The sequence below is a fragment of the Alphaproteobacteria bacterium genome, assembly GCA_033762625.1.
GTDB lineage: Bacteria > Pseudomonadota > Alphaproteobacteria > UBA9219 > RGZA01 > RGZA01.
The window spans coordinates 1-23,525 of sequence record JANRLI010000006.1 but is presented as its reverse complement, the minus strand read 5'-3'; the positions used below and the strand labels follow the sequence as shown (position 1 = coordinate 23,525).

Here is a 23,525-nt window from a genome sequence, read left to right as displayed (position 1 = left end):
AAATGTTTACAGGATTAATTCAAGATGTAGGGCTTATCGTTGCGGTTGAAAAAACTGATAGCGATGTCGAGCTTGCGATCCAGACCAGAAACTTGGATTTGAACGCTGCAAAAATCGGCGCATCGATTGCGTGCAATGGTGTGTGTTTAACGCTTACTGAAAAAACAGGCGATACATTCAAGGTTCTGGCATCAGCTGAAACGCTGGCGAAGACAACGGTTGGCAAATGGGCGTTTCATACTGCCGTTAATCTTGAAGGCTCCCTTAAGCTTGGGGATGAGCTTGGCGGCCATCTGGTTTATGGCCATGTGGATGGCGTAGGGGAATGCGTGAGTGTTCGCGAAGAGGGCGATTGCTGGCGATTTGAATTCAGCGTGCCCAAGGATTTAGCGCCCTATATTGCGACAAAAGGTAGCGTTACGATTGATGGAATTTCGCTTACGGTAAACAGCGTGGATGGCAACCGTTTTGGGGTGATGATTATTCCACACACTTTTACCAATACAGCTATTCAACACGTAAAGGCTGGAACAAAAGTGAATATCGAAATAGATATGCTCGCGCGTTATGTTGCGCGTCTAAGAAACTTCGAGCAAAATTATAAGGTCGGATAATGGCAAGCGCAGCTCCAAAAAATGTGGAATGGCACAAGGCGCTTTCAAGCCCTGAAGAAATTATTGCCGAAGCCAAAGCAGGACGCATGTTCATTTTGGCTGATGATGAAAATCGCGAGAATGAGGGCGACATCATTATTCCTGCGCAACTATGCAATGCAGATGCTGTGAATTTTATGGCCAAACATGCGCGCGGGCTGATTTGTTTGGCGATGGATAGGCAAATGGTTGAACGCCTGAATATCCCGCCGATGAGTTCGAATAACGGCACACGCCATCAAACCGCATTCACAGTTTCGATTGAAGCACGGGAAGGCGTAACTACAGGCATTTCTGCCGCCGACCGTGCGCGCACCATTGCTGTGGCGATTGATCCAGAAAGCCGCCCTGAAGATATAGTAACACCTGGTCACGTATTTCCATTGGTTGCAAAGGATGGCGGCGTATTAGTACGTACAGGTCATACGGAAGCAGCGGTTGATATTGCGCGCATGGCAGGGTTACTGCCTGCGGGCGTTATCTGCGAAATCATGAAAGATGATGGCAGCATGGCTCGTATGCCGGATTTAATCGCATTCGCGCAATTACACAATATGAAGGTTGGAACGATTGCCGATTTAATTGCCTATCGCCGGCGCAAGGAAACCATTATTGAAAAGCGCATTAGCCAGCCCTTTCATTCTGTGTTTGGTGGTGAATTCCAGATGCATGTGTATGTGAACAAGGTTTCATATGCTGAACATATTGCATTGGTCAAAGGTGATTTAAGCGGCGATGCGCCCGTGCTCGTGCGCATGCATGCCATTAATGTTTTGGAAGATGTATTGGGCGGCGACAGTGATGGCAAAGGCGGGGAGATCCAAGCCGCCATGCAGGCCATTGCAAAAGAGGGTCGGGGCGCGATTGTGTTGCTGCGTGAACCGCAACCCAGCAGCCTTTCGCAGCGTTTATTAGCCGAACAAGCGGGTGAAAAACCCCCTGAAAAAATGAGTGGAAGTCTGCGTGATTACGGGGTGGGTGCCCAAATTCTGCTGGATTTAGGTATTAAAAAGATGATTTTGCTGACCAACTCCCCTAAGAAGCTGGTGGTTGGATTGGATGGATATGGGTTATCCGTTGAAGGCCACAGAGCAATTAAAGGTTCAAACCATGGCTGATAAAAAACCGCACATCATGATTGTTGAAGCGCCGTTTTATAAAAACATTTCGGCGGAATTGCTGAAAGGCGCACTGATTGTGCTCAACGCAAATGGTGCAACCTTTGAAAAATTTGAAGTGCCAGGAGCGTTGGAAATTCCAGCAGGTATTTTATATGGCATTAAAATGAAGCAATATCATCCGGCACGCCGCCGCTTTGACGGCTTTATCGCCTTGGGCTGTGTTATCAAAGGCGATACCTATCATTTTGAAGTGGTTTCGAACGAAAGTAATCGTGCGCTTAGCAATATGGTGGCTCATTATTCGCTCGCGCTTGGCAATGGTATTCTAACCACCTATACCGAAGAGCAGGCATGGGATCGTGCCAGCATTACCGGAGAAAACAAAGGCGGTGCTGCTGCACAAACGTGCCTTGATATGATTGCGCTCAAAGCCAAGCTTGGTCTTTGGCCCAGAGAATAAATTAGTGAATAAATAAGTAAATAACGTAGAAAGTTATAAATGTCCGAAGCATTAGAAAAAGCCCCAGAGAATAATAAACCATCATCGCCTGCGCAAAAATCTGCTGCGCGGATGGCAGCGGTGCAAGCGTTGTACACCATCGATTATACGGGGAATGCATCGGGTAGCACGGTTCAGGATTTCTTGCAGCGTAAAATGCCGGTTGATGTAGATGCACCTGTGCCCGAAGATTTTGATGCAGAATTATTCAGATCGATCGTTGATGGCACGCTGGCGCGCCAGAAGGATATTGACGATATGGTCAGTGGCGGCCTTGATCCCAAATGGCCGATGGATAGATTGGAAAAAATTATCAAAAGCATTTTGCGCGCAGGCGTTGGCGAATTGCTGACCCATGCGCAAACCGATACTGCCATCATCATCAATGATTACGTCAACGTCGCGCACGGGTTCTTTGCAGGCAAGGAGCCTGCGCTGGTGAACGCCGTGCTTGATAAAGTTTCCAAATCCCTCCGCAGTTAATCTCATTAAGGCCAATCCATGAACGAATTTGACCGTATTGCGCGTTTTTTTAAACCGCTTGCCAAAGATTTTCCCGGCGCATTCAATCTGACCGATGATGCCGCGATTATGCAGACCCCACCGGGCGTTGATCTGGTGGTGACAACGGATGCGATGGCGGAAGGCATTCATTTTGCTGCAACCGATACACCACAAAGCATCGCGCAGCGTTTGTTGCGCAGCAATTTATCCGATTTGGCAGCCATGGGTGCGCAGCCTGTGAGTTACACCTTGGTAACAGCGTTGAACAAGGATGTGACCGATGATTGGTTGCAGGCGTTTTCTGAAACATTGCAAGGGGACCAGAAGAAATATGCTGTTCATTTAATGGGCGGCGATACCATTCGCAGCGAAGGTGCAATGCATTTTTCCATTACCGCTTTTGGCGTTGTGCCACATGGCCAATTACTTCGCCGTACGTTGAAACGCGCGATGATGCCAAGTGATGTCTATGATATTTATGTCAGCGGCACGATTGGCGATTCAACTTTGGGTTTGATGGCCGCGCAGGGTAAAAAACTTTACGGCGTTAATTCCGAAGATATTGAATTTTTAAAACAGCGCCATTATGCGCCCGAACCACGGCTTGAATTGGCGCGCACTATTCGTACATTCGCATTGGCAGCGATTGATATTTCTGATGGGCTTGCCGCAGATATTGGTCATATCGCGGTTGCATCGCAGGCACAGGCAATTATCGAAGCCGATAAAATCCCATTATCGCCAGCGGCAAAAAAAGCATTAGATGCTTGGCCGGAACATCTGGAAGCCATTCTGACAGGCGGCGAAGATTATGAACTTGCGTTTATTATTGATGAGCGCGAGGCGGGGTTGTTAAAAATAGCATCGACCAAAATTAATGTGCCATTAACCAAAATTGGCCAATTAAAGTATGGCGAGGGTGGTATTCAGGTTCTGGATGCTAATAAACGGATGATGATGCTCAAGCAAAAAGGCTGGCAGCACTTCTAACCCTTTGTGCAGCCACGGAAATTTAGCTAAAAAGCCGTGCAATCTTAAACGGATGTTATTGCATCACGGTGTAAACTCACTTTATTCATTGAAGATATATTCAAAGCTATAGTGAGTTTTTTATGCGTAAGTTTTTAATCGCTCTTTGCATGCTTTTGGCAGCGACATTGTATGTTGCTCATCCTGCTTATGCCGGAGGACATGGCGGAGGCGGCGGTGAGAAAAAAGCCGAAGGTGGGCATGGCGAGAAAAAGGAAGAAAAGAAAAAAGGTAAGGGCCCGGGACTTGACGTCACTGATGGCCCCGCGAATTCATATTACCTGAAACTTGATCCGATGATTATGCCTGTGCTTGGCAAAGACAATGTACAGGAAGTTGTATCGATGATTGTCGCATTGCAGGTGTCGGAGCAAAAAAATATAGCCGAAGTCAGCCATCTTGTTCCAAAAATCAAAGATGCGTATATGAGCGCGTTATACGGTAATTTGAACAAAGCTTCCTACCGTAACGGCCAGTTTCTTGATATCAATAAAGTCAAAAACAAGCTGGTTTTGGTAACGGAAGGTTTTGCTGATAAGAAGGTCATTCAAGACGTTCTTATTCAGGGCGTCAGCCAACGTAGATTTAACTAATCCACAAAATTCATTGCCAGAGTGCGTCTTTTAGGCCGCATTACACGCCATTAGACGTAATGTAGCCAACTTTGCCCCTTGACCAACCCCCGTACATGCGTTGAAACTTGCCGCTTCTTAATTGGGGCAGCATTCGTTTGCCCCATTTCCTAGTTTTACAATAGGTTTCACAAAGAAAGGGACAGTCCATGCTTATGGAACAGTCGTTTGTTATTATTTTAGCGTGTGTGGCGCTTGCCATTTTATACAGTCTTTTGACCGCAAGCAGCATCTTCAAAGCATCCGCCGGCAATGCCAAAATGCAGGAAATTGCCAAAGCCATTCAGGAAGGTGCGGGCGCTTACCTTAACCGTCAATACACCACCATCGGTGTTGTGGGTGTTGTGGTTGCAGCACTTCTTTTCTTTGTTCTCGGCGCAAAAGTGTGTATCGGCTTTGTGATCGGCGCGGTGCTTTCAGGTATTGCCGGTTACATCGGCATGTATGTATCGGTTCGCGCAAACGTGCGCACCTCGCAAGCGGCAACGGGCGGTCTTGCTCCTGCGCTTAGCATTGCATTCAAATCCGGCGCGGTAACGGGTATGCTCGTTGTAGGTCTGGGCCTGTTCGGCGTTGCTGGCTACTATTACTATTTGCTTGCAACTGGCGGCAGCGAAGATATTCGCCCAACCATTGAAGCACTGGTGGCTTTGAGCTTTGGTTCATCACTTATCTCCATTTTTGCCCGTCTTGGCGGCGGTATCTTCACCAAGGGCGCAGACGTAGGCGCAGACCTTGTGGGTAAGGTTGAAGCTGGAATTCCAGAGGATGATCCACGTAACCCTGCCGTTATCGCTGATAACGTAGGTGACAATGTGGGCGATTGCGCAGGTATGGCAGCCGACTTGTTCGAAACCTATGCCGTAACCATGGTAGCAACCATGCTGCTTGGCGCGATGTTCTTCACCGGTGATGCGCGCGGCATCATGATGATGTTCCCGTTGCTGATTGGCGCGTTATGTATCGTGGCATCGGTTATCGGCAGCTTCTTTGTAAAGCTTGGCAAAGACAACAACATCATGGGTGCTTTGTATAAAGGCTTTACGGTGTCGGCTGTTATTTCCGCCGTTCTTATCATTGGGCTGACCTATCAATCATTCAATGGCGCAAGCATTGCGCTTACAGATGGTCGTACCATCGATATGAAGGATTTGATTGTCTGCGTGCTGACAGGGCTTGGTGTGACATGGGCGTTGATTGTTATCACTGAATACTACACGGGCACCAATTTCCGCCCTGTGCGTTCAGTGGCCGCAGCATCACAAACGGGTCACGGCACCAACGTCATTCAGGGGCTTGCGGTTTCGATGGAATCCACCGCATTGCCTGTGATTGTGATTTGCGCAGGTATTCTGATTGCCTATACCTTTGGCGGTCTTTATGGCATTGGCATTGCCGCAACCACCATGCTCGCGCTTGCTGGCATGGTTGTAGCGCTGGATGCTTATGGTCCTGTGACCGATAACGCTGGCGGTATTGCCGAAATGTCGAGCCTGCCAAAAGAAGTTCGCGTTGTTACTGACGCGCTCGATGCGGTTGGTAACACCACAAAGGCTGTAACCAAAGGTTATGCGATTGGTTCTGCTGGATTGGCGGCGTTGGTATTGTTTGCATCCTATATTCAGGATTTGAAGCATTACTTCCCTAAGACAGTTGTGACCTTTGAATTGCAAAATCCATACGTTGTTGTGGGCTTGCTGATTGGAGGTTTACTGCCATACCTGTTTGGCGCCATGGGCATGACTGCTGTGGGCCGCGCTGCGGGTTCCGTGGTGGTTGAAGTCCGCCGCCAGTTCAAAGAAATCAAAGGCATCATGGAAGGTACCGCCAAACCCGAATACGGCAAGGCAGTAGATATGCTGACCAAAGCCGCGATTGGCGAAATGGTTGTTCCGTCATTACTGCCCGTGTTCGCACCGGTTGTATTGTTCGGCGTAATTTACTTCGTAAACGGCCTCGCATCAGCATTCACCGCACTTGGCGCGATGTTGCTCGGCACCATCGTAACAGGCGTGTTTGTTGCTATCTCGATGACTTCGGGTGGCGGCGCATGGGATAATGCCAAAAAGTATATCGAAGAAGGCAATTTCGGCGGCAAGGGCAGCGATGCTCACAAGGCTGCTGTTACCGGTGACACCGTTGGCGATCCTTACAAGGATACCGCGGGCCCAGCCATTAATCCGATGATCAAGATTATCAACATCGTGGCATTGCTGTTGCTCGCTATTATGTCGAAGTTCATCACTGGCTAATTGCCAAAAATAACTATTTGAAAACCCCTTATTCAGAAATGGATAAGGGGTTTTCTTTTTGCTAGGATCGGGGCATGGCAGAGCACACAAAAACAGCATGCGTTGTAATTATCGGCAACGAAATTCTTACCGGACGCACCCAAGACGTAAACCTGAATTATATCGGCAAGAAATTGATGCAAAAAGGCATCAAGCTGATGCAGGCGCGGGTGATATCCGATATTGAAGGGGATATCATCAAGACCGTGAACGAAGTTCGCGCTGCGTATGATTACGTGTTCACCACTGGCGGCATCGGTCCCACGCATGATGATATTACCGCGGACTGCGTTGCCAGGGCCTTTGGAGTAAGCATCGATGTGAATGAAGATGCCCGTCAGATTTTAATTGCGCATTACAAGGGCGTAGAGCATTTAAACGAAGGACGTTTGCGCATGGCGCGTATTCCGGAAGGGGCCAGTTTAATCCCAAATCCGGTTAGTTCTGCGCCCGGGTTCTGCCTTGGCAATGTGTATGTAATGGCGGGTGTGCCCAGTGTGATGCAAGCCATGCTGGATGGTGTTTTAAGTAAGTTGCAAGGCGGGCCAGCAATTAAAAGCTGGACGATTACATCGCTGGTTCCTGAAAGCGTGATTGCCAAAGAATTAGGTGAGATTGCCGCCAAATATCCTGATTTGGATATTGGGTCATACCCATATTTCCGCGCGGGCGGGTTTGGGCTTAGCCTTGTAGTCAGGGGGCAGGAAGAATCTGTGATTTCCGCCGCGACGCAGGATCTGTGTCTTCTAATAAAGCGCCACGGGGGCGAGCCGACTGTTCATCAGGAATAAATGTTCCTTTGATGGTTTTGCCGATGATGAACATCATCAGCATAATAATCGTCCAATAAAGCACATGTTTGTAGATACGCTTATTGCCCTCGCGCCAATTCATAATGGCGTAGGGAAGCAGGATAAAACACCCGCATAAAATCGAGAAGAACAGCGTTTTTTCGTCCATGCCCATGCTGCATTATCTTGTGCAGTATGGATGCGGGCAAGCGCTTATTTACGTGCGTTCAGTGCAACGAATGGACGCTGCGGTGCGCCTGTATAAAGCTGGCGCGGGCGACCAATTTTTTGTGTTGGATCCGACAGCATTTCTGCCCAATGCGCGACCCAGCCCGTGGTACGTGCCAATGCGAATAATGGGGTAAACATCTTGGTCGGGAAGCCCATCGCGCGAAGGATAATACCGGAATAGAAGTCCACGTTAGGGTACAGCTTGCGCGTGACGAAATAATCATCCTGCAATGCAATCTTCTCCAATTCCATTGCAATATCCAGCAAGGGGTCTTTCACGCCCAAATCTCCCAATACTTCATGGCAGGTCTGGCGCATGATGGTCGCACGCGGGTCAAAATTCTTATAAACGCGGTGACCAAAACCCATCAGGCGGAAATTATCGCTCTTGTCTTTCGCGCGTGCGATGCAGTTTGGAATATTGGCTACCGTGCCGATTTCCTCCAGCATCTTCAACACAGCTTCGTTTGCGCCGCCATGGGCCGCACCCCAAAGGGATGCAATACCAGATGCAATACATGCAAACGGGTTCGCGCCTGATGAACCTGCAAGGCGTACGGTTGAAGTTGATGCGTTTTGTTCATGATCGGCATGGAGAATGAAAATCCGGTCCATCGCCTTTGCCAAAATCGGATTGATTTTGTAAGGCTCTGCCGGAACTGAGAAGGTCATATTAAGAAAGTTCTCGGTGTAGCTCAGATCATTTTTCGGATACACGAATGGCTGACCAATCGAGTATTTATAGGCCATGGCTGCAATCGTTGGCATCTTGGCAATCAGGCGGTGCATCGATATTTCGCGCTGCACGGGGTCGTTTATATCCAAGCTGTCGTGATAGAATGCCGAAAGCGCGCCAACAACGCCTGTCATAACCGCCATAGGATGCGCATCGCGGCGGAAGCCCGAATAAAATTTCATCAGCTGTTCATGCACCATGGTGTGATAGGTGATGTGCTTTACGAATTCGGTTTTCTGAGGCGGGGTGGGTAATTCGCCGTGTTGCAGCAGGAATGCAACTTCCATGAAATCACTTTTGGTCGCCAAATCTTCAATCGCGTAACCGCGGTGCAGCAGAATGCCTTTTTCACCGTCAATGAAAGTGATTTTGGACTCACAGCTTCCCGTGGAAGTAAAACCAGGGTCGAATGTGAAATGCCCTGTTTCGCTGTAAAGCTTGCTTATATCGATAACCTTTGGCCCGATGGAGCCATTATACATGTTCAATTTATAACTTTTGCCGGTTGAATCTTCGGTGAGAGTAACCGTTTCGCCCGATGGTTTTGCAGGTACAAAGGCGGGTGTAGGGGGCAGATTTGACATGCGGGCAGCTCCAAAAGATTGGCCCCGCAAGATAGGCAGGGCAGGGGAAGATTCTACAATCAAACCATAGGGAAATATGGTTAACGGCCTGTTAACCGTTGGAATACCAAATCGTTTCTGGGCCTCAAATTAAGCCTGCTACATCAAACTTGCAAGGCTGGGCTTATTGTTCTAATTAAGCCCTCTTAATCCTTCGAAAAACAGCAATAGAAACGTGTTCATTATGACTGAAGCTGCTCACCAAACAGATGTTGTTATCATCGGCGCAGGACCGACAGGTCTTTTTGCCGTGTTTGAACTTGGCCTCAATGATATGAAGTGCCACCTGATTGATATTCTGGATCGTCCGGGCGGCCAGTGTGCAGAGCTTTATCCTGAAAAACCGATTTACGATATTCCGGCCATTCCGATGTGTACGGGTCAGGAATTAACCGACCGTTTGATGGAACAAATCAAACCATTCCAGCCGGTGTTCCATTTATCACAAATGGCCGAAAAAATTGAAAAGCAGCAGGACGGTACATGGAATGTAACAACTGACCGTGGCACGCAGATTAACTGCAAGGTTGTGGTCATTGCAGCAGGTGGCGGAAGCTTTGTTCCAAAGAAGCCGCCTATTAAAGGCATTGAAGAATATGAAGGCGTTTCGTTGTTCTATGCCGTTAAGAAGATGGATCAGTTCCGCGGCAAGCGCGTTGTAATTGCGGGCGGCGGCGATAGCGCGCTTGATTGGGTTGTAAACTTGCAGCCGATTGTAAAGGAACTAACGCTTATTCATCGCCGCGATGAATTCCGCGCAGCCCCGGATACGGTTGCAAAGATGCGCGCCTTGGTTGCTGAAAAGAAAATGACATTGAAAATTGCGCAAATCACCAGCCTTAAAGGGCAGGGTAGCCAGATTGAAGCATTAAAGCTGAAGGACGAAACAGGCGAATACGAATATCCCTGCGATACGTTATTGGCGTTCTATGGCCTCACCATGAAGCTGGGGCCGGTTGCCAATTTTGGTATCGAATTCCAGAACGAAGTTATTCCGGTCAATACCGCGAATTTTGAAACCAATGTGCCTGGTGTATTTGCGATTGGTGATATCAACACCTATCCTGGCAAGATGAAGCTCATTTTATCCGGCTTCCATGAAGCGGCGCTGATGTCAAAGAAGGCCTTTGAATATGTGCATCCAGGCCGCAAATACCGCTTCCAGTACACAACCTCAAGCTCTGATTTACAAAACAAACTAGGCGTAGAAGAAAAACAGGAACAAGCCGCATGAAAATCTTAGTTACCGATAAAGATGGAAAAGAACACGAATTGGATGCCGTAACCGATTGGAGCGTTATGGAAGTTATCCGTGACTCTGGTCTTGAAATGCTGGCCCAGTGCGGTGGTTCATGTGCTTGCGCAACCTGCCACGTATATGTTGATCCTGAATGGGTTAATCGTGTTCCCGAGCCAACCGAGGAAGAAATCGGTATGCTGGATGGTGCATTCAATGTGAACGAACAGTCACGGTTGTCATGCCAGCTGTTTTGCAGCGAAGCGACCAATGGGCTGAAGGTCAAAATCGCCCCTGGTTCTTATTAATCAGGTTATTTTACAAAGCTAGTGCCCGCCGCTTGTCGGCGAGCCACCGGGTTTATTGGCGGGCAATACGCATAGCGAAATTACCAGTGCGCCTGCCATCAATATTCCCATTAATTCAAAAGTGTCAGAGTAGGCGAGGATATTCGCCTGCTGTTGCAAGGTCTGGTTGATATGCCCCATAGCGCTGTGTGCATCGGGTATTACTTTTTGTGTTTGCGATAGAAGTCGTTCGTAATTTTGACTACCCGGGACAAGATGCTCGGAAAGAAAGTGCCGATGTACTTGCTGCCCATGCGAGATGAACGCCTGCGCAATCGCAATACCGATACTGCCACCTAAATTACGTGACAATGAAAACAACGCAGAAGCCTTATTACTTCGCTCTTTTTCGATATTTGCAAAGGCAAGAGCGCTGATAGGAATAAACAGGAACGGTAAACCGATTACTTGCAATATTCGGAATATTACGAAAGTATGAAAATCGGTTTGTGGTGTAAAACCCATGGTTGCAAACATGCCGACACTGCACAGGGTAAGGCCAATTGCAATCAGATAGCGCGCTTGCACCTTACTCACCATTTTGCCGACAAGCGGCATGAAAAAAATGACACAAAGTGCGCCGGGCGATAAAATGAATCCTGCCCATGTGGCGTTATAACCGTATTCGGTTTGCAGCATCAGCGGCAACAAGGCGCTGCTGGAATAAAGCACAAAGCCGGTCAGAAAAATGAGTATGCAGGATGAAAGAAACGCCCGGTTGGTCAGCAGCGATAAATCAACAATTGGTTCTGCGCGCTTCCACAGCCAAATGGCAGCGATGGTCAGGCAGGTAAAGCTGGTCAGCGACCATATCTGAATAAATCCGCTGCTAAACCAGTCTTCCGTCTGGCCTTTATCTAAAACGATTTGTAATGCAGCAAGCCCCAGTGAAACAAGCCCAAGGCCCACAAAATCAATTTGGCGAAAGCCTTTGGCTTTTGCATGCGGCGGATCTTCTACTAGGCGCCATACGAAAAATGCAGCCACAAGCCCAACCGGAATGTTTATATAAAAAATCCAGCGCCAGTCGATGTTATCGGTAATCACTCCGCCAAGCGTTGGCCCAAGAACCGGTGCAACAATCATGGTAAGGCCGGTGATGGTAAATACTGCGCCGCGTTCCTTGGGCGGGAAGCTATCTAGAATAATAGCTTGCTGCGTGGGTTGCAGACCGCCGCCGGCTGCGCCTTGAATGATACGGAAGATAACAAGACCAATAAGCGACGTTGCTGCGCCGCATGCAAAAGATGCGATGGTAAACCCAAGTATGCAGATAATAAAAAAGCGCTTGCGCCCCAATACGTCCGATAGCCATCCGGAAAGCGGCAAGATAATGCCATTGGCAACAAGGTAGGATGTTAAAACCCATGTGCTTTCTTCCTGTCCTGCACCAAGCGAACCGGCGATGTGCCGCAGTGATACGTTGGTAATGGTTGTGTCTAGCACTTCCATAAACGTAGCGAGGCTGACCACAAACGCCACCAGCCATTTGTTCGGAACGGGTTTGGCTGCGGGGTGGGCTACATCACTCATTTTTTGGCGGGTTCTTTGGCGTCAGGCCCAGTTTGTGGCGCGTCTTCATCAACATACACAGTTGCAATCACGGAAAGCCCAGCGCCAAGTACTTCGTTATTTTCAGGAAGTGTGTTCAAAAGAATTTTTACGGGCACACGTTGTACAATTTTTACAAAATTACCCGTAGCATTTTCAGGTGGGAAGGCAGAAAAACGTGCGCCTGTCCCATGCATAATGCTATCGACAACGCCTTTCAGTTTTAAATGCGGATATGCATCGATGTGAATGTCGGCCTTTTCTCCGCCGCGCATGTGGGTGATTTGAACTTCCTTGAAATTAGCAACCACCCAGCGTTCAGGCGTCACGATGCTGAATAATTCTTTGCCCGGAGTGATGTATGCACCTTTTTCAGCGTTGCGCATCGTAATAACACCGTCTTCCGGTGCAAGGATTTTGGTGTCGGCAAAATCTTTCTCGGCAATGGCTAGTTGTGATTTTGCGTTATTATAAACAGCAATCGCGGATTGTTCATTGGCAATCGCATTGTCGATTTCGCGGCGGCTTCCGGCGGTTTCGCCAATAGCCTGTTGGCGTTTTGCGTTAATGCTTGCATTTTTTGCTAGAACTTCAGCTGATGCTACCAGCGCGCGTTGTGCATCAAGGCGTAGTTGGTAGTCCAGCGGGTCTATTTCAACGAGGACTTCGCCTTTTTTTACGCTCTGGTTGTCTTTGATATTAAGCTTTGAAATATACCCACTGATGCGTGAGCTAATTGGAATGACGTGCGCTTCAATTGTTGCATCATCGGTTATCTCGCGGCCCTTGTTGGCAAGGGTAAAAAGACCCCATCCCAGCACAATCACAAGAAGGACAATGCCGATTATCTTTTGTTTTTTTTGCATAAGATGGGGTTTTCTATTTTAGCGATAATCTATTTAAGATGCCATTTTGTATTCAACTTGTTCGGTTGCAAGCGCCTTTTGGTATGCAGGGCGGGCAATCACCCGTGCGAATAACGCACGTGTCTTTGGGCCGATGGTGATCGGTACTGGGATGTTACCGCTCCAGTTTGCAATCACAGTCAGTAAAATATCGCCAATCGTGCATTCTTCACCGCACAGATAAAGCTGGTTTTGCAACTGATCTTCAACGTCTTGCCACAGGCGGTTAATCCATTCGGCAGCTTTTTTCAGGAATACATCCTTGCCGGCTTCTTCGCTGCGCATCAGCCAGAAGCAACGACTATAGGCAGGGTGTAGGGTGGAATTGCAGAACATCAGCCATTGCAAGGCCTGTGCACGTGCCCAGCCTTTGCTTGGCAATAGATAGCTGGAATGCTTATCGGCAAGATAAGTCAGGATAGCGCCGCCTTCCAGCATAGCTTTACCGTCTTCAGCCAACGCAGGCACCTGACCACGGGGATTGATTTTCAAAAATGCTTCGCTTCTGTTTTTACCTTCACGGATGGCAGTGTTTTCCAATTCGAACTCCGCGCCGATTTCGTTCAAAAGAACGTGAATGGCCATAGAACAGCTGCCGGGGGAATAATAAAGCTTATACATAACGTACCTCCGATAAAGGGTTTGGGAAGGTAGGATATAGTTCACAGCACTTAGCCGTCAATGCCGCCCAAATGCTTGAATAGGATGCGGAAAAAGAATGTATCCCCCGATCTCACGCCAGTACGCACGGTATGATCGCGCGTCATGCTCAGGAAGGTTGTGAAGCATTCATCTTGATAGGTAAGTGATAAAGCGGTCGTGCGCGGGCCATCAGTAACGGGGCGCAAATCATTCGTTTGGTCAAAGTTGAATGCCCAAAATTGGGCAAACTGTGTTGTAAAGCCGAATTTAAGTTCTTCCACCCGGTTGGAAACACCCGGAACGAATATGGCGGGGTCGCTATAGGTATAGGTAAAGCGCGGACGGAATTCCGGCACGCCAAAGCTGGTATAGACTTCGTGGCGGCGCGATGTTGCCAAATCCTTATCGATGCGGAAGTTATAATCCATCGTCATCCATTTACCCGGATCTAGTTTTAACTGGCCAACATAGTCGGAAAGCGGTGCATCAAACCCCGTGCCTTTTGGAAATAGCGGGTCATCGCTAATTCGGTAACTTTGTCCAAATGTGAATTCGCTGAAGCCACCGGAATGATTATAAAAGCCGGTTTTAAAGCCATAGCTGGTGCGTATGCCTTGTTCCATACTATCCGTACCGGGATAGCGGTTTAGCTCGAATAAATTAGTTGTATCAAAATCGACGTCCAAGCTGTCTTCATTTGGAATGCGCGGGTCAAGTTTGCGGGTAGGCGATGCGCTGAGCGCAAAAATCGGTTCAATGGTATGGGTGAAGGTTTCAGCATAACCTGCAAGTGGATAGCTAAGCGTTGCCTGACCTTGCGGAAATAAACGGTTGGTCACATCATCATTATAAATACGGCCGGGCACGTCCGTTGAAACCAGATTGTTCACTAGAAAAGTGTCGTTGCGCACCGAGCCTTTTAATGTGCTCACAAACCCAAGCGGGAGGATATCGCGGCGCTCCCAACCGAAATCAACACCAAATTTTTTAACGTCCTGTCCGCTGTCACGTTTCAGCGAAACGGCCTCGCCATCAAACGACCAGCGGCCGCCAAGTGTCATATTTGGTTCGCCCAGCTGTGATACGCGTAAACGTGGTAATACCAATGGTTGTTGGGGACGTCCGCCGGGACGGTTATCCTGGAAATAGTACATTTCCACTGCGCCAAATCCGCGGCCTTTGAACCCTTCGACAAACAAGCGGTTGGTTAGGACGTCATCCTTTGTTTCGTTGTAGCGTGCGAGATAATTTTTATCGGTCTGCACGGCGAAATCAGCACCTGTTCTAAATACGTTATCAATATCGAAATGCGCATAGCCTGCCAAATGTCCACGGATTTGGTCTTTTTTTGTAATACCATCATCATCAACGCGGTCTGTCACCACGAAGGAATGATCGATATTGATATCCCCATGCTCGTAGCGTTTGCGCAATACACCTGCAAAACGCATTCCGTCTTTCCCATTGAAGTTCGGTTTAAATGTGTAATCTGCATCCGGCGCTATATCGAAGTAATAGGGAACAACCGCCTGCGATCCTAAATCTGGCGAATTGACATAACGGATATTCAACAGTCCTTGCCGACGTTTTACCGTTGGATCGGGGTGCGACATGTAAGGCGTGTATAACAACGGTATGCCCCACATTTCCAGCGTCGCATCGCGGTAGATAATATTCTTTTCAACATTATCATGCGTAACTTTGGCAGCTTTTACTTGCCAAATAGGGGCTTTGCGCGGATTGGCAGCGCATAAATCGCATGGCGAAAACATGCCCATGCCAAACAGCATATAGCGGTTATCAAGTCGTCTTGCGTCATTGGCAATAAAGCGTGAATTGTCGGTCATAAGCATGGCCACGTGTTCCGCGCTGCCATGCGCAAAATTACTGCTCAGCGTACTTTTCTTTGCATAGATAACATTGCTGTCTTCGGTAATGAGCGCGACGTTTCCATTTGCCTTTACGATATCCAGCTTTTGCTGGTATTCGACATGTTCGGCTTGCAGAATTTTTTTATCGTTATGGATTTCAACCGCGCCGCTGGCCGTTACGATGCCATTTGGGTCGTCATTGGTAATTTCATTTGCGGAGAGAAGATACTGGTCTTTTTCTTCTTCTGCTTTTATGGGCGCTTTGCTCGATTTTGTAGTGGTTGGTTTGGCCGTTGGCTTTATTTCACCATCGGCGTGGGCAGGAGGTGGCATTAAAAAAAGACATGATAGCGCAAACGCTAAAAACCCCTTCATCATGTGCTTTGAGTAAAACCGCATGCCCTAAACCTGAAGAAACCTAGATAAGGGATTGATTAAACGATTTTTTCTTTCGCAAGCGAAGTCATTTTCTGGCGGGTGCCACGCAGGAAGGCTGGCAAATCGTCACCAAAGCCCACTACATTTGAATCTGCGTTATCACTGGGCTGTTCTTGACCACGTTCGTGATTCTGGCCGGAACGGCCGTTTCGCTCACCTTTGTAACGGTCACGATTACGTTCAGGGCGGGATTCACGACGTTCGCCACGATTATCACCCCGATTAGTTGTGCGGCTTTCACCGCGTTCATGGCGTGATTTGAAATGCGGGTGCGGGGTGTCGGAACCTTGTTCTGTTAACCCTTCAACCTTCACTTCAGGAATTTCTTTTTTGATAAGTGCGACGATATTGGCGAGCAGCTTGTCATCATCCGACGTTACAAATGTGAATGCCTTGCCATCTGCACCTGCACGGCCTGTGCGGCCAATACGGTGAACGTAGCTATCGGCATCAAATGGCACATCGAAGTTAAACACGGCATCCACGCCTTTAATATCAAGGCCGCGCGCAGCTACATCGCTGCAAATCAATAATGCAATTTCACCTTTTTTGAATTTATCCAAGGCTTCATTGCGTTTGGTTTGAACCATATCGCCATGCAAGCCCGCCGCGGAGAAGCCATGACGTTGCAAGGATTCAACCAGTATATTGATATCTTTCTTGCGGTTGCAAAATACGAATGCGCTTTTGAATTCGTGTTGTTTTAAAAGGGTTCTCAGCGCTTCACGTTTTTGTTTGAAACCAAGACGCACGATGCTTTGTTCAACTGTGCTGGCTGTAGTTGCTGGCGCAGAAACCGATACTTCCTTTGGGTTCATGAGGAATTTATCAGCGAGCTTCTTGATTTCAGCCGGCATGGTAGCCGAGAAGAAGAGAGTTTGACGAATTTTTGGCAAAATGCCTGCGATTTTTTCAATGTCAGGGATAAAGCCCATATCGAGCATGCGGTCGGCTTCATCAATCACGAAAATCTTGATGTCATGAAGCATGACATTGCCCCGTTCGTATAAATCAAGCATACGGCCCGGTGTTACGATTAGCACATCTACGCCGCGTTCCAGCTTTTTAATCTGGTCTTCCATACCTTGGCCGCCGGTGAGTAATGCGACGGATAAATTCAATCCCTTGCCATAGTAATTGAAATTCTCAGCTACCTGTGCCGCCAATTCGCGCGTAGGTTCCAAAATGATCGAGCGCGGCATGCGTGCCTTTGCTTTTCCGGATGATAGAATTTCAATCATCGGCAGGGCGAAGCCTGCGGTTTTACCCGTACCTGTTTGCGCGCATCCAAGTACGTCACGCCCCATGAGTACATAAGGGATGGCTAATTCTTGGATGGGGGTGGGTTCTTTATATCCGCGCTCTTCAAGCGCAGCTAAAATCTCGGGCTTTAAGCCCAATTCGCTAAATAACAACTCTTCCTCACAATTTCTTCAAAAGCCGCTATGGGCTTTCACATCTTTCGGCTTTTTCAGATGCAAGCCTCTTGCATCGCGGCATGACTTAGCATAAAGCCCCTGTACTCTTCAATCCCGCATTCTAAGGAAAAGGTGCATTTTAACCCGTGAAACCAACGCTTGTTCTACTGCCTGGCTTGCTTTGCGATAAAGCCCTTTGGCAGCATCAAATCAATGCCTTAGGCGCTTATGTTGACGTTATTGTGCCCGATTTAACAGGGCATGACAGCATGCCTGAATTAGCTAAAACCGTGCTTTCCATGGCACCTGACAGCTTTGCTTTGGCAGGGCTTTCCATGGGCGGGTATGTGGCGATGGAGCTAATGCGCCAAGCGCCACAACGAATCACGCAGCTTGCACTGATTGATACATCGGCGCGTCCTGATACGGATGAAAGCCGCAGGAAACGCCGCGGTCTTATCCAACTCGCGCAAAAGGGCGACTTTAAAGGTGTGACGCCGCGCTTGCTACCCATGCTCATCGCTGCGTCACGGTTGCAAGATGAAGAACTAACGAAGTTGATTATCGATATGGCGGGCAGGGTGGGCATGCATGCTTTCTTAAATCAGCAAAAAGCAATTTTAGGTCGCATTGATAGCCGCCCGCATCTGTCACTTATCACCGTACCAACCACGATTATTTGTGGGGAGCAAGATGCGCTCACCTCGCCTGAGCATGCGCAAGAAATGGCAAACTTTATCAAGGGCGCGGAGTTGCATATCATTCCCGGCGCAGGACACCTCGCGCCATTAGAGCAGCCAGCGCCTGTGAACAAAATTTTGAAAAAGTGGCTTGGAATTTCCGAAAAATAATTAGCCGTTATTCTTTAAAAGGAAACGGCTTTGCATCCGATGCGTAGGTAATATAGGCCACAAGGTCGCGCGCATATTCCGCGAGCTTTGCATTGAAATCCTGTAAGCTGCCCAATGGTTTTCCAGTTAAAATACGCGTCACAAATTGAATGACGGCAACAACACCCGTAATCGCAAATACGATATAAAAAATGACCATGAACAAAACCATGAAGAACAGACGGACCCAAGTTCCCGTATCCTGAACCTGACTTTTGATTTGGTCTTCAATTGGGCTTTGGTGTGAATTTGAATTTTCGTTGTCGGACATGAAACGAGCCTTGCAGAAGTGTGACTTTATGGGCGATTTCTAGCAAAAAAAAGCCAAAACCGAAACATCATTTTGATAATTGAACCAAAATAGTTTTAAATACAGGGGTTAAAGCATTACGCATCTCTAATATATATTATGTCAGAACCCCTCATCATCGCGCTCGCCCAATTAAACCTGACTATCGGGGGGATTGCGGCAAATGCCGAAAAAATCAAAATCGTGCATCAAAACGCGGCCAATCAGGGCGCTGATTTGATTGTGACGTCCGAATTATCCATCAGCGCCTATCCACCGGAAGATTTGACGCTGCGCCCGACTTATGTAGATGCGTGCATGAAGGCCGCTGAAGAACTGGCGCTGGTTACCAAAAATTCCGCCGCGTTGATTATCGGCCTTCCTTGGAAAAATTCGGAAGGTGGTAACCCGTATAATGCTGCTGCGTTGCTGATGAACGGCAAGATCGAACAGGTTTGGTATAAATACGATTTACCCAACTACGGCGTATTTGACGACAAACGTGTATTCAGCTTTGGCGGTAAGGATGATGGCGAGCCATTCCTAATCAAAGGCGCGCGTATTGGCGTGACCATCTGCGAAGATATGTGGAGCAAGGAACGCGCCGCATCGCTTAAACGCCGCGGCGCAAATATTCTTGTCACGATTAATGCCAGCCCGTTTGAAACAGATAAACCACTGGTGCGTCGTGCGATTATGACTGCGCGCATCAAGGAAACCGGATTGCCGATTGTGTATGTGAACCAGCTCGGCGGGCAGGATGAATTGTTATTTGATGGCGGTTCATTTGTGATGAATACCAAAGGCGAAGAATGCGTTAATCTAGGCCAATATCAGGAGAAAGTGCAGCTCACCTATTGGCATAAGCAGGGTGAACATTGGGTTCCACGTCAGGAAGAAGTTACAAAACCGCTGGGTGAGGAGGAGAGCATTTATTCCGCGCTTACGCTTGCGTTGCGCGATTACGTTACAAAAAATAATTTTCCCGGTGTGCTAATTGGTATGTCTGGCGGGATTGATAGTGCCTTGGTTTCTGCGTTGGCTGTTGATGCACTTGGCAAAGACAAGGTTATTAATGTGATGATGCCATCACCCTATACATCAAAAGACAGTCTGGAAGATGCACAAAAGGCCAGCACCATGCTTGGCTGCGAATATAAAACCATTTCGATTGAAGAAGGCATGAAAGCGCTCGGCAATGCCGTGAAGCCGCATAGCAAAGGGTTCAACACCGACATCGCCGACCAGAACGTGCAATCGCGTTTGCGCGGGTTGATATTGATGACGCTTTCCAACACCTATGGCCACATGGTGGTGGCAACCGGCAATAAATCCGAAATGGCAACCGGATACGCAACGCTATATGGTGATATGTGCGGCGGTTTTGCTTTAATTAAGGATGTCTATAAAACGCTGGTCTTCCGTTTATGCAAATGGCGCAATGTAAATAAGCCAGCAATTGGGCTTGGCCCGCAAGGCTTTGTCATGCCGGAACGCATTATTACCCGCCCGCCAAGCGCGGAGTTAAAGCCCAATCAGGTGGATCAGGATACCTTGCCGCCATATGCACAGCTGGACGACATTATCCAGTGCCTTGTGGAACGGGAAATGGGCATAAAGGATGTTATTGGCCGCGGACATGATGAAGCAACGGTAACCAAAGTGCTCAAGATGCTGAAGTTTTCTGAGTATAAACGTCGCCAAGCGCCGCCGGGCGTTAAAATAACTGCCCACAGCTTTGGCCGGGAGCGCCGTTATCCGATTACCAATAAATTCTTCGGTTAACCGTTCCGTTAACCATAATTGGTAGTATTTAAGAAAAACTTTAAGAATACGATTACCGGCACAGTTACATATTTCCACACATGCCTTGCGAGCATACATGTCGGAACAAAGGTCATATTATGCGGTGCTAGGAACGCATCCATACGCCTCTCAAACCGAAATTCACGATGCATTCCGTTTGGCCAAATCACGTCGCGATTTAAGCACCATTGAAGGCTACACCGAATTCCGCCAGAAATCCGATGCCTATGAAGTTCTGCGCAGCGAAGCAAACCGTGCGGGGTATGATGCGGTCTATTTACCGCTGCGCGCCGAAGCCATTCTGGAAGTTGTGCGGTTGCTGGTCGAAGTAGGGCTGGGCGCTGTGTATCCGGTTGATAAAGATGGTGAGCTTACCAACAAACTGGAAATCACCTTTAAGCGCATTGCGGTTGAATTCGGCGTTACCCGTCAGGAAGTCGAATGGATTAGCACCGAATTATCGCGCCTACACCCGCTAGAACATCATGCCGATGCGCAGGTGGTGATGGCCACCATGACACCGGATGATATTTTAAGTGCGATTTATGCAGTTAGAAAAAACCGGTTGAGTGAGCAGGAACGGGATTTAGCCAAATCAACATCACAAAGCTTCCGCGCAGAAGCCAAAAACCCTGGCGGTACAAAGGCTTCGGCAACGGTTTTAAAGCACCCTATGCTTTATACCGAAATCGTTGATGCCAAGAACCGCGAGCTGGCGGCGCTGATTACCGATATGCTGGAGCATCCCAAAGATGTTGATGTGCTCGCAAAATACTTCGCGGAAGTGGATGCAGGGCATTTCAAGGCTGAGTGGATTATTGCACTTGCCAAAGCGAACCATACACAAAACCGCATCAATAACTACCGCCATGAATACCGTGCGGTATTGGGCAATATTGCTGCCGCACTGTATCAAAACCCGGCGCTGGCATTCACCAAAGTGTTTACGGACAACATCAGTAAATATGTGTTTGATGGATTGGCGCATTCGACCAGAACAACCGAAGAAACGCAGGCCTTCAATTTATTCAGCGTTGTGTTGACACTCAATCCGGATGCGTTCAGCTATGATGAATTTGAACGCTATTGTTTCCGTGATAATTCACCACAAGGTGATGGCGGAATGCTGGTCAAGCAGGCAATCGAAGTGGTCACGGTGCGTACCGATTTGGGTCAGGCGGCCATCAAAGGACTGGTACATAAGCTTTATCATCATCCATCTGGCGCAGACCCCAAGGGCGTAAAATATACAGAATTGCTGGATGTTATGCTGGAAAAAGGAATGATTTCCCACGAGCTGCTGAACGGATTAGATGCAGCCAATAAACGCCGCGATAAAAGCAGCCAACAGGATCTGCATGATAAGCTTGCCGCCATTATCAAAGACGCCCGTTTGCGCGTAGCAGAGCGCCCAACGCAACTGCGTTATGCTGGGCAAGCCAATCCCAACGATATTTGTTTTATTGATTGATTGCGCGCGATTATTAGTGCGAATGGCTACATCCCACTACGAATAAGATTTTAATTAACCATGAATTTTGCCGTTAACTTTAACAGCAAGTATTAATCGTCACCTCAATTACACCTGCATAAGTTAGTATATGACCCAGTTATGTTTCTGGGAGATATTTTTTATGAACACTACAATTAATCCGTATAAGGTGTTGGGCGTTTCGCCGCTTTCATCATATCAGCAGATTATAGATGCCGGAAAAGAGCTAAGAAAAGGGCTTGTAGATAACTCTCCTGAATTTAATCGCGTGCAAGATGCGATCGACATGCTGGTTAATTCATCGCGTGCAAAATTTGACCGAGTACATTTGCCTGAACGTAGAGGTGCTTTGGCTGAAGTCATTAAAATTATGAGCCGTCATTTTTTAAACCAGGCTCATTTAGGCGAAGAGGGCATTCCCGAAATATCCGGATCGGAAAAAGCTGCGTTTGACGGCTATATGGAGAAATTCGGGCTACAGGAAACGGAAATTGCAGCTATTATGCCCAAAGTAATCGAAATGATTGCGGATGAAGAAAAACCACTTACGTTGGATCAAATAAACAGCATCAGCGCGGACGATGTTGCTACGGTAATGCAGGCTATTACATCTTCAACATTAGATGAGGCCAGTAAGAATATTGCGAGCCTTCGTAAAAAATTAGAAAGAACTACTGCGCAAGTATCCGCGTTTAGCAATGCAAGCGAAACACTGTGTTCAAGATTGGATGACAAAACACGATTTGCGGAGTTTTGTAAGCAGGATATCAAACCCGATGACTTGCTTGGCGAAAGTATCTATGCAACCGCTATCATCAACATGCTAGTGCAGTTGGATCAGGGCAGCACAATGCATGCAAAAGAGATGGCTGCAATAGCGATAGAGCCCGTGGCACATAAGCTTTATTTTGATCCTGCCAGCTTTGAGCTTAGAAAAGTGTTCTTCCATCTTGTGAAGCGCGGTGATTATATTCCTGAATATATTGCTGCAATGCGTGAATGGAATGAAAAAAACAAGGAGCAGCGCAATATCAAGCTTCCTCATTCAATGGGTGGTAAAACGGTTTATACTGAATTTGCAGAAATATGTGATACCGCAGATCACATCATTTCAAGGGCAGCAGCTATGCGTAACGATGAGGCATTAAAAAAAGGGCGGTCTGGCCGCCCTTCTGCAGACGCTTGAGCTTAACGCTGCGAAGCGCGGTCGTAGGTTTCCTGAATTTGCATACGCATCTTCACGCGGAAGGCGATACGGTCTTGCACCGCTTTTGGCAAATCGGTCATCTTCAGGATATTCTTTTTCAATAAGGCTGTAATTACGTCTTCAACAGCGCGGGACATTTCGCTGTCGGTTCTGCGCAATTCGCTGATGGATTCTGCAATAATTTTGGTTTCAATACCCTTGGCCTGCATGAAGGTCAGCACATCGGCATGGTCATGCGGCAGCATGTCCGCGCCGGGAATAGGGCGTACACTTACTTTTGATACTTTACCCTCTGCATCGCGAACTACGTAAGGCATGGCGT

General features: G+C 47.9%; 22 protein-coding genes. 14 read left to right on the top strand and 8 right to left on the bottom strand.

The genetic code is table 11. The features are described from left to right. The first annotated feature begins 2 nt into the window (after nt 1–2). The 8 genes from SFW65_03515 (at nt 3) to SFW65_03480 (ending at nt 7,520) form a co-directional block, all read left to right on the top strand. Nucleotides 3–614, top strand: a complete 612-nt coding sequence (locus SFW65_03515; protein ID MDX1922183.1) for a riboflavin synthase — start codon at nt 3–5, stop codon at nt 612–614. Then, on the top strand, nt 614–1,771 hold the full coding sequence (ribB, locus tag SFW65_03510) for a 3,4-dihydroxy-2-butanone-4-phosphate synthase (GenBank protein MDX1922182.1): 1,158 nt from the start codon (nt 614–616) through the stop codon (nt 1,769–1,771). The genes SFW65_03515 and ribB overlap by 1 nt, the downstream gene beginning before the upstream one ends. Continuing rightward, nucleotides 1,764–2,234 (top strand): 6,7-dimethyl-8-ribityllumazine synthase, encoded by a 471-nt coding sequence (gene ribH / locus SFW65_03505; protein MDX1922181.1) that lies wholly within the window; start codon nt 1,764–1,766, stop codon nt 2,232–2,234. Before ribB ends, ribH begins: the two co-directional genes overlap by 8 nt. Nucleotides 2,235–2,273: 39 nt before the next feature. After that, nucleotides 2,274–2,756 (top strand): transcription antitermination factor NusB, encoded by a 483-nt coding sequence (gene nusB / locus SFW65_03500; protein ID MDX1922180.1) that lies wholly within the window; start codon nt 2,274–2,276, stop codon nt 2,754–2,756. A gap of 18 nt (nt 2,757–2,774) precedes the next feature. Continuing rightward, nucleotides 2,775–3,767: a thiamine-phosphate kinase gene (gene thiL / locus SFW65_03495; GenBank protein ID MDX1922179.1), complete on the top strand. Its 993-nt coding sequence runs from the start codon at nt 2,775–2,777 to the stop codon at nt 3,765–3,767. A gap of 122 nt (nt 3,768–3,889) precedes the next feature. Further along, nucleotides 3,890–4,399: a hypothetical protein gene (locus SFW65_03490; GenBank protein MDX1922178.1), complete on the top strand. Its 510-nt coding sequence runs from the start codon at nt 3,890–3,892 to the stop codon at nt 4,397–4,399. A gap of 194 nt (nt 4,400–4,593) precedes the next feature. Then, nucleotides 4,594–6,690 (top strand): sodium-translocating pyrophosphatase, encoded by a 2,097-nt coding sequence (locus SFW65_03485; protein MDX1922177.1) that lies wholly within the window; start codon nt 4,594–4,596, stop codon nt 6,688–6,690. Between the two features lie 74 nt (nt 6,691–6,764). Next, nucleotides 6,765–7,520, top strand: a complete 756-nt coding sequence (locus SFW65_03480) for a molybdopterin-binding protein (protein ID MDX1922176.1) — start codon at nt 6,765–6,767, stop codon at nt 7,518–7,520. 213 nt (nt 7,521–7,733) lie between these two features. Here SFW65_03480 and gltA read toward each other — a convergent pair whose 3' ends face one another. Beyond that, nucleotides 7,734–9,071 (bottom strand): citrate synthase, encoded by a 1,338-nt coding sequence (gene gltA, locus SFW65_03475; protein MDX1922175.1) that lies wholly within the window; start codon nt 9,069–9,071, stop codon nt 7,734–7,736. 223 nt (nt 9,072–9,294) lie between these two features. On the opposite strand from gltA, the gene SFW65_03470 reads away from it, so the two are divergent. Continuing rightward, nucleotides 9,295–10,344 (top strand): NAD(P)/FAD-dependent oxidoreductase, encoded by a 1,050-nt coding sequence (locus SFW65_03470; protein ID MDX1922174.1) that lies wholly within the window; start codon nt 9,295–9,297, stop codon nt 10,342–10,344. Next, the gene (locus SFW65_03465; GenBank protein MDX1922173.1) at nt 10,341–10,655 is read left to right on the top strand and encodes a 2Fe-2S iron-sulfur cluster-binding protein; all 315 of its coding nucleotides are present in this window, start codon (nt 10,341–10,343) and stop codon (nt 10,653–10,655) included. Before SFW65_03470 ends, SFW65_03465 begins: the two co-directional genes overlap by 4 nt. Before the next feature lie 18 nt (nt 10,656–10,673). Here SFW65_03465 and SFW65_03460 read toward each other — a convergent pair whose 3' ends face one another. The 5 genes from SFW65_03460 to SFW65_03440 form a co-directional block, all read right to left on the bottom strand. Next, on the bottom strand, nt 10,674–12,227 hold the full coding sequence (locus SFW65_03460; GenBank protein MDX1922172.1) for a DHA2 family efflux MFS transporter permease subunit: 1,554 nt from the start codon (nt 12,225–12,227) through the stop codon (nt 10,674–10,676). Then, the gene (locus tag SFW65_03455) at nt 12,224–13,111 is read right to left on the bottom strand and encodes an HlyD family secretion protein (protein MDX1922171.1); all 888 of its coding nucleotides are present in this window, start codon (nt 13,109–13,111) and stop codon (nt 12,224–12,226) included. The genes SFW65_03460 and SFW65_03455 overlap by 4 nt, the downstream gene beginning before the upstream one ends. 33 nt (nt 13,112–13,144) lie before the next feature. Continuing rightward, nucleotides 13,145–13,771, bottom strand: coding sequence for a glutathione S-transferase family protein (locus SFW65_03450; GenBank protein ID MDX1922170.1), 627 nt, complete (start codon nt 13,769–13,771; stop codon nt 13,145–13,147). A gap of 50 nt (nt 13,772–13,821) precedes the next feature. Beyond that, on the bottom strand, nt 13,822–15,996 hold the full coding sequence (gene lptD / locus SFW65_03445; protein ID MDX1922169.1) for an LPS assembly protein LptD: 2,175 nt from the start codon (nt 15,994–15,996) through the stop codon (nt 13,822–13,824). Nucleotides 15,997–16,097: 101 nt separating this feature from the next. Beyond that, nucleotides 16,098–17,516, bottom strand: a complete 1,419-nt coding sequence (locus SFW65_03440; protein MDX1922168.1) for a DEAD/DEAH box helicase — start codon at nt 17,514–17,516, stop codon at nt 16,098–16,100. Between the two features lie 149 nt (nt 17,517–17,665). Here SFW65_03440 and SFW65_03435 point away from each other — a divergent pair, with 149 nt between their 5' ends. Then, nucleotides 17,666–18,370, top strand: coding sequence for an alpha/beta hydrolase (locus SFW65_03435; GenBank protein ID MDX1922167.1), 705 nt, complete (start codon nt 17,666–17,668; stop codon nt 18,368–18,370). A 7-nt stretch (nt 18,371–18,377) separates the two neighbouring features. On the opposite strand, the gene SFW65_03430 is transcribed toward SFW65_03435, so the two are convergent. Next, nucleotides 18,378–18,680, bottom strand: a complete 303-nt coding sequence (locus SFW65_03430; GenBank protein ID MDX1922166.1) for a DUF4389 domain-containing protein — start codon at nt 18,678–18,680, stop codon at nt 18,378–18,380. Between the two features lie 138 nt (nt 18,681–18,818). Between SFW65_03430 and SFW65_03425 the strand changes: the two genes are divergently transcribed. From SFW65_03425 to SFW65_03415, 3 genes are all read left to right on the top strand, one after another. Beyond that, entirely contained in the window at nt 18,819–20,483 is a 1,665-nt protein-coding gene (locus tag SFW65_03425; GenBank protein MDX1922165.1) for an NAD+ synthase, read from the top strand. Nucleotides 20,484–20,580: 97 nt separating this feature from the next. Further along, nucleotides 20,581–21,975: a hypothetical protein gene (locus tag SFW65_03420; protein ID MDX1922164.1), complete on the top strand. Its 1,395-nt coding sequence runs from the start codon at nt 20,581–20,583 to the stop codon at nt 21,973–21,975. 163 nt (nt 21,976–22,138) lie between these two features. Next, nucleotides 22,139–23,182 carry a hypothetical protein gene (locus SFW65_03415; protein MDX1922163.1) on the top strand — a complete coding sequence of 348 codons (1,044 nt, stop codon included), beginning with the start codon at nt 22,139–22,141 and terminating at the stop codon, nt 23,180–23,182. 2 nt (nt 23,183–23,184) lie between these two features. Here the strand turns inward: SFW65_03415 and SFW65_03410 are convergent. Then, the coding region (locus SFW65_03410) for a hypothetical protein (GenBank protein ID MDX1922162.1) at nt 23,185–23,525 on the bottom strand (341 nt) is incomplete at its 5' end.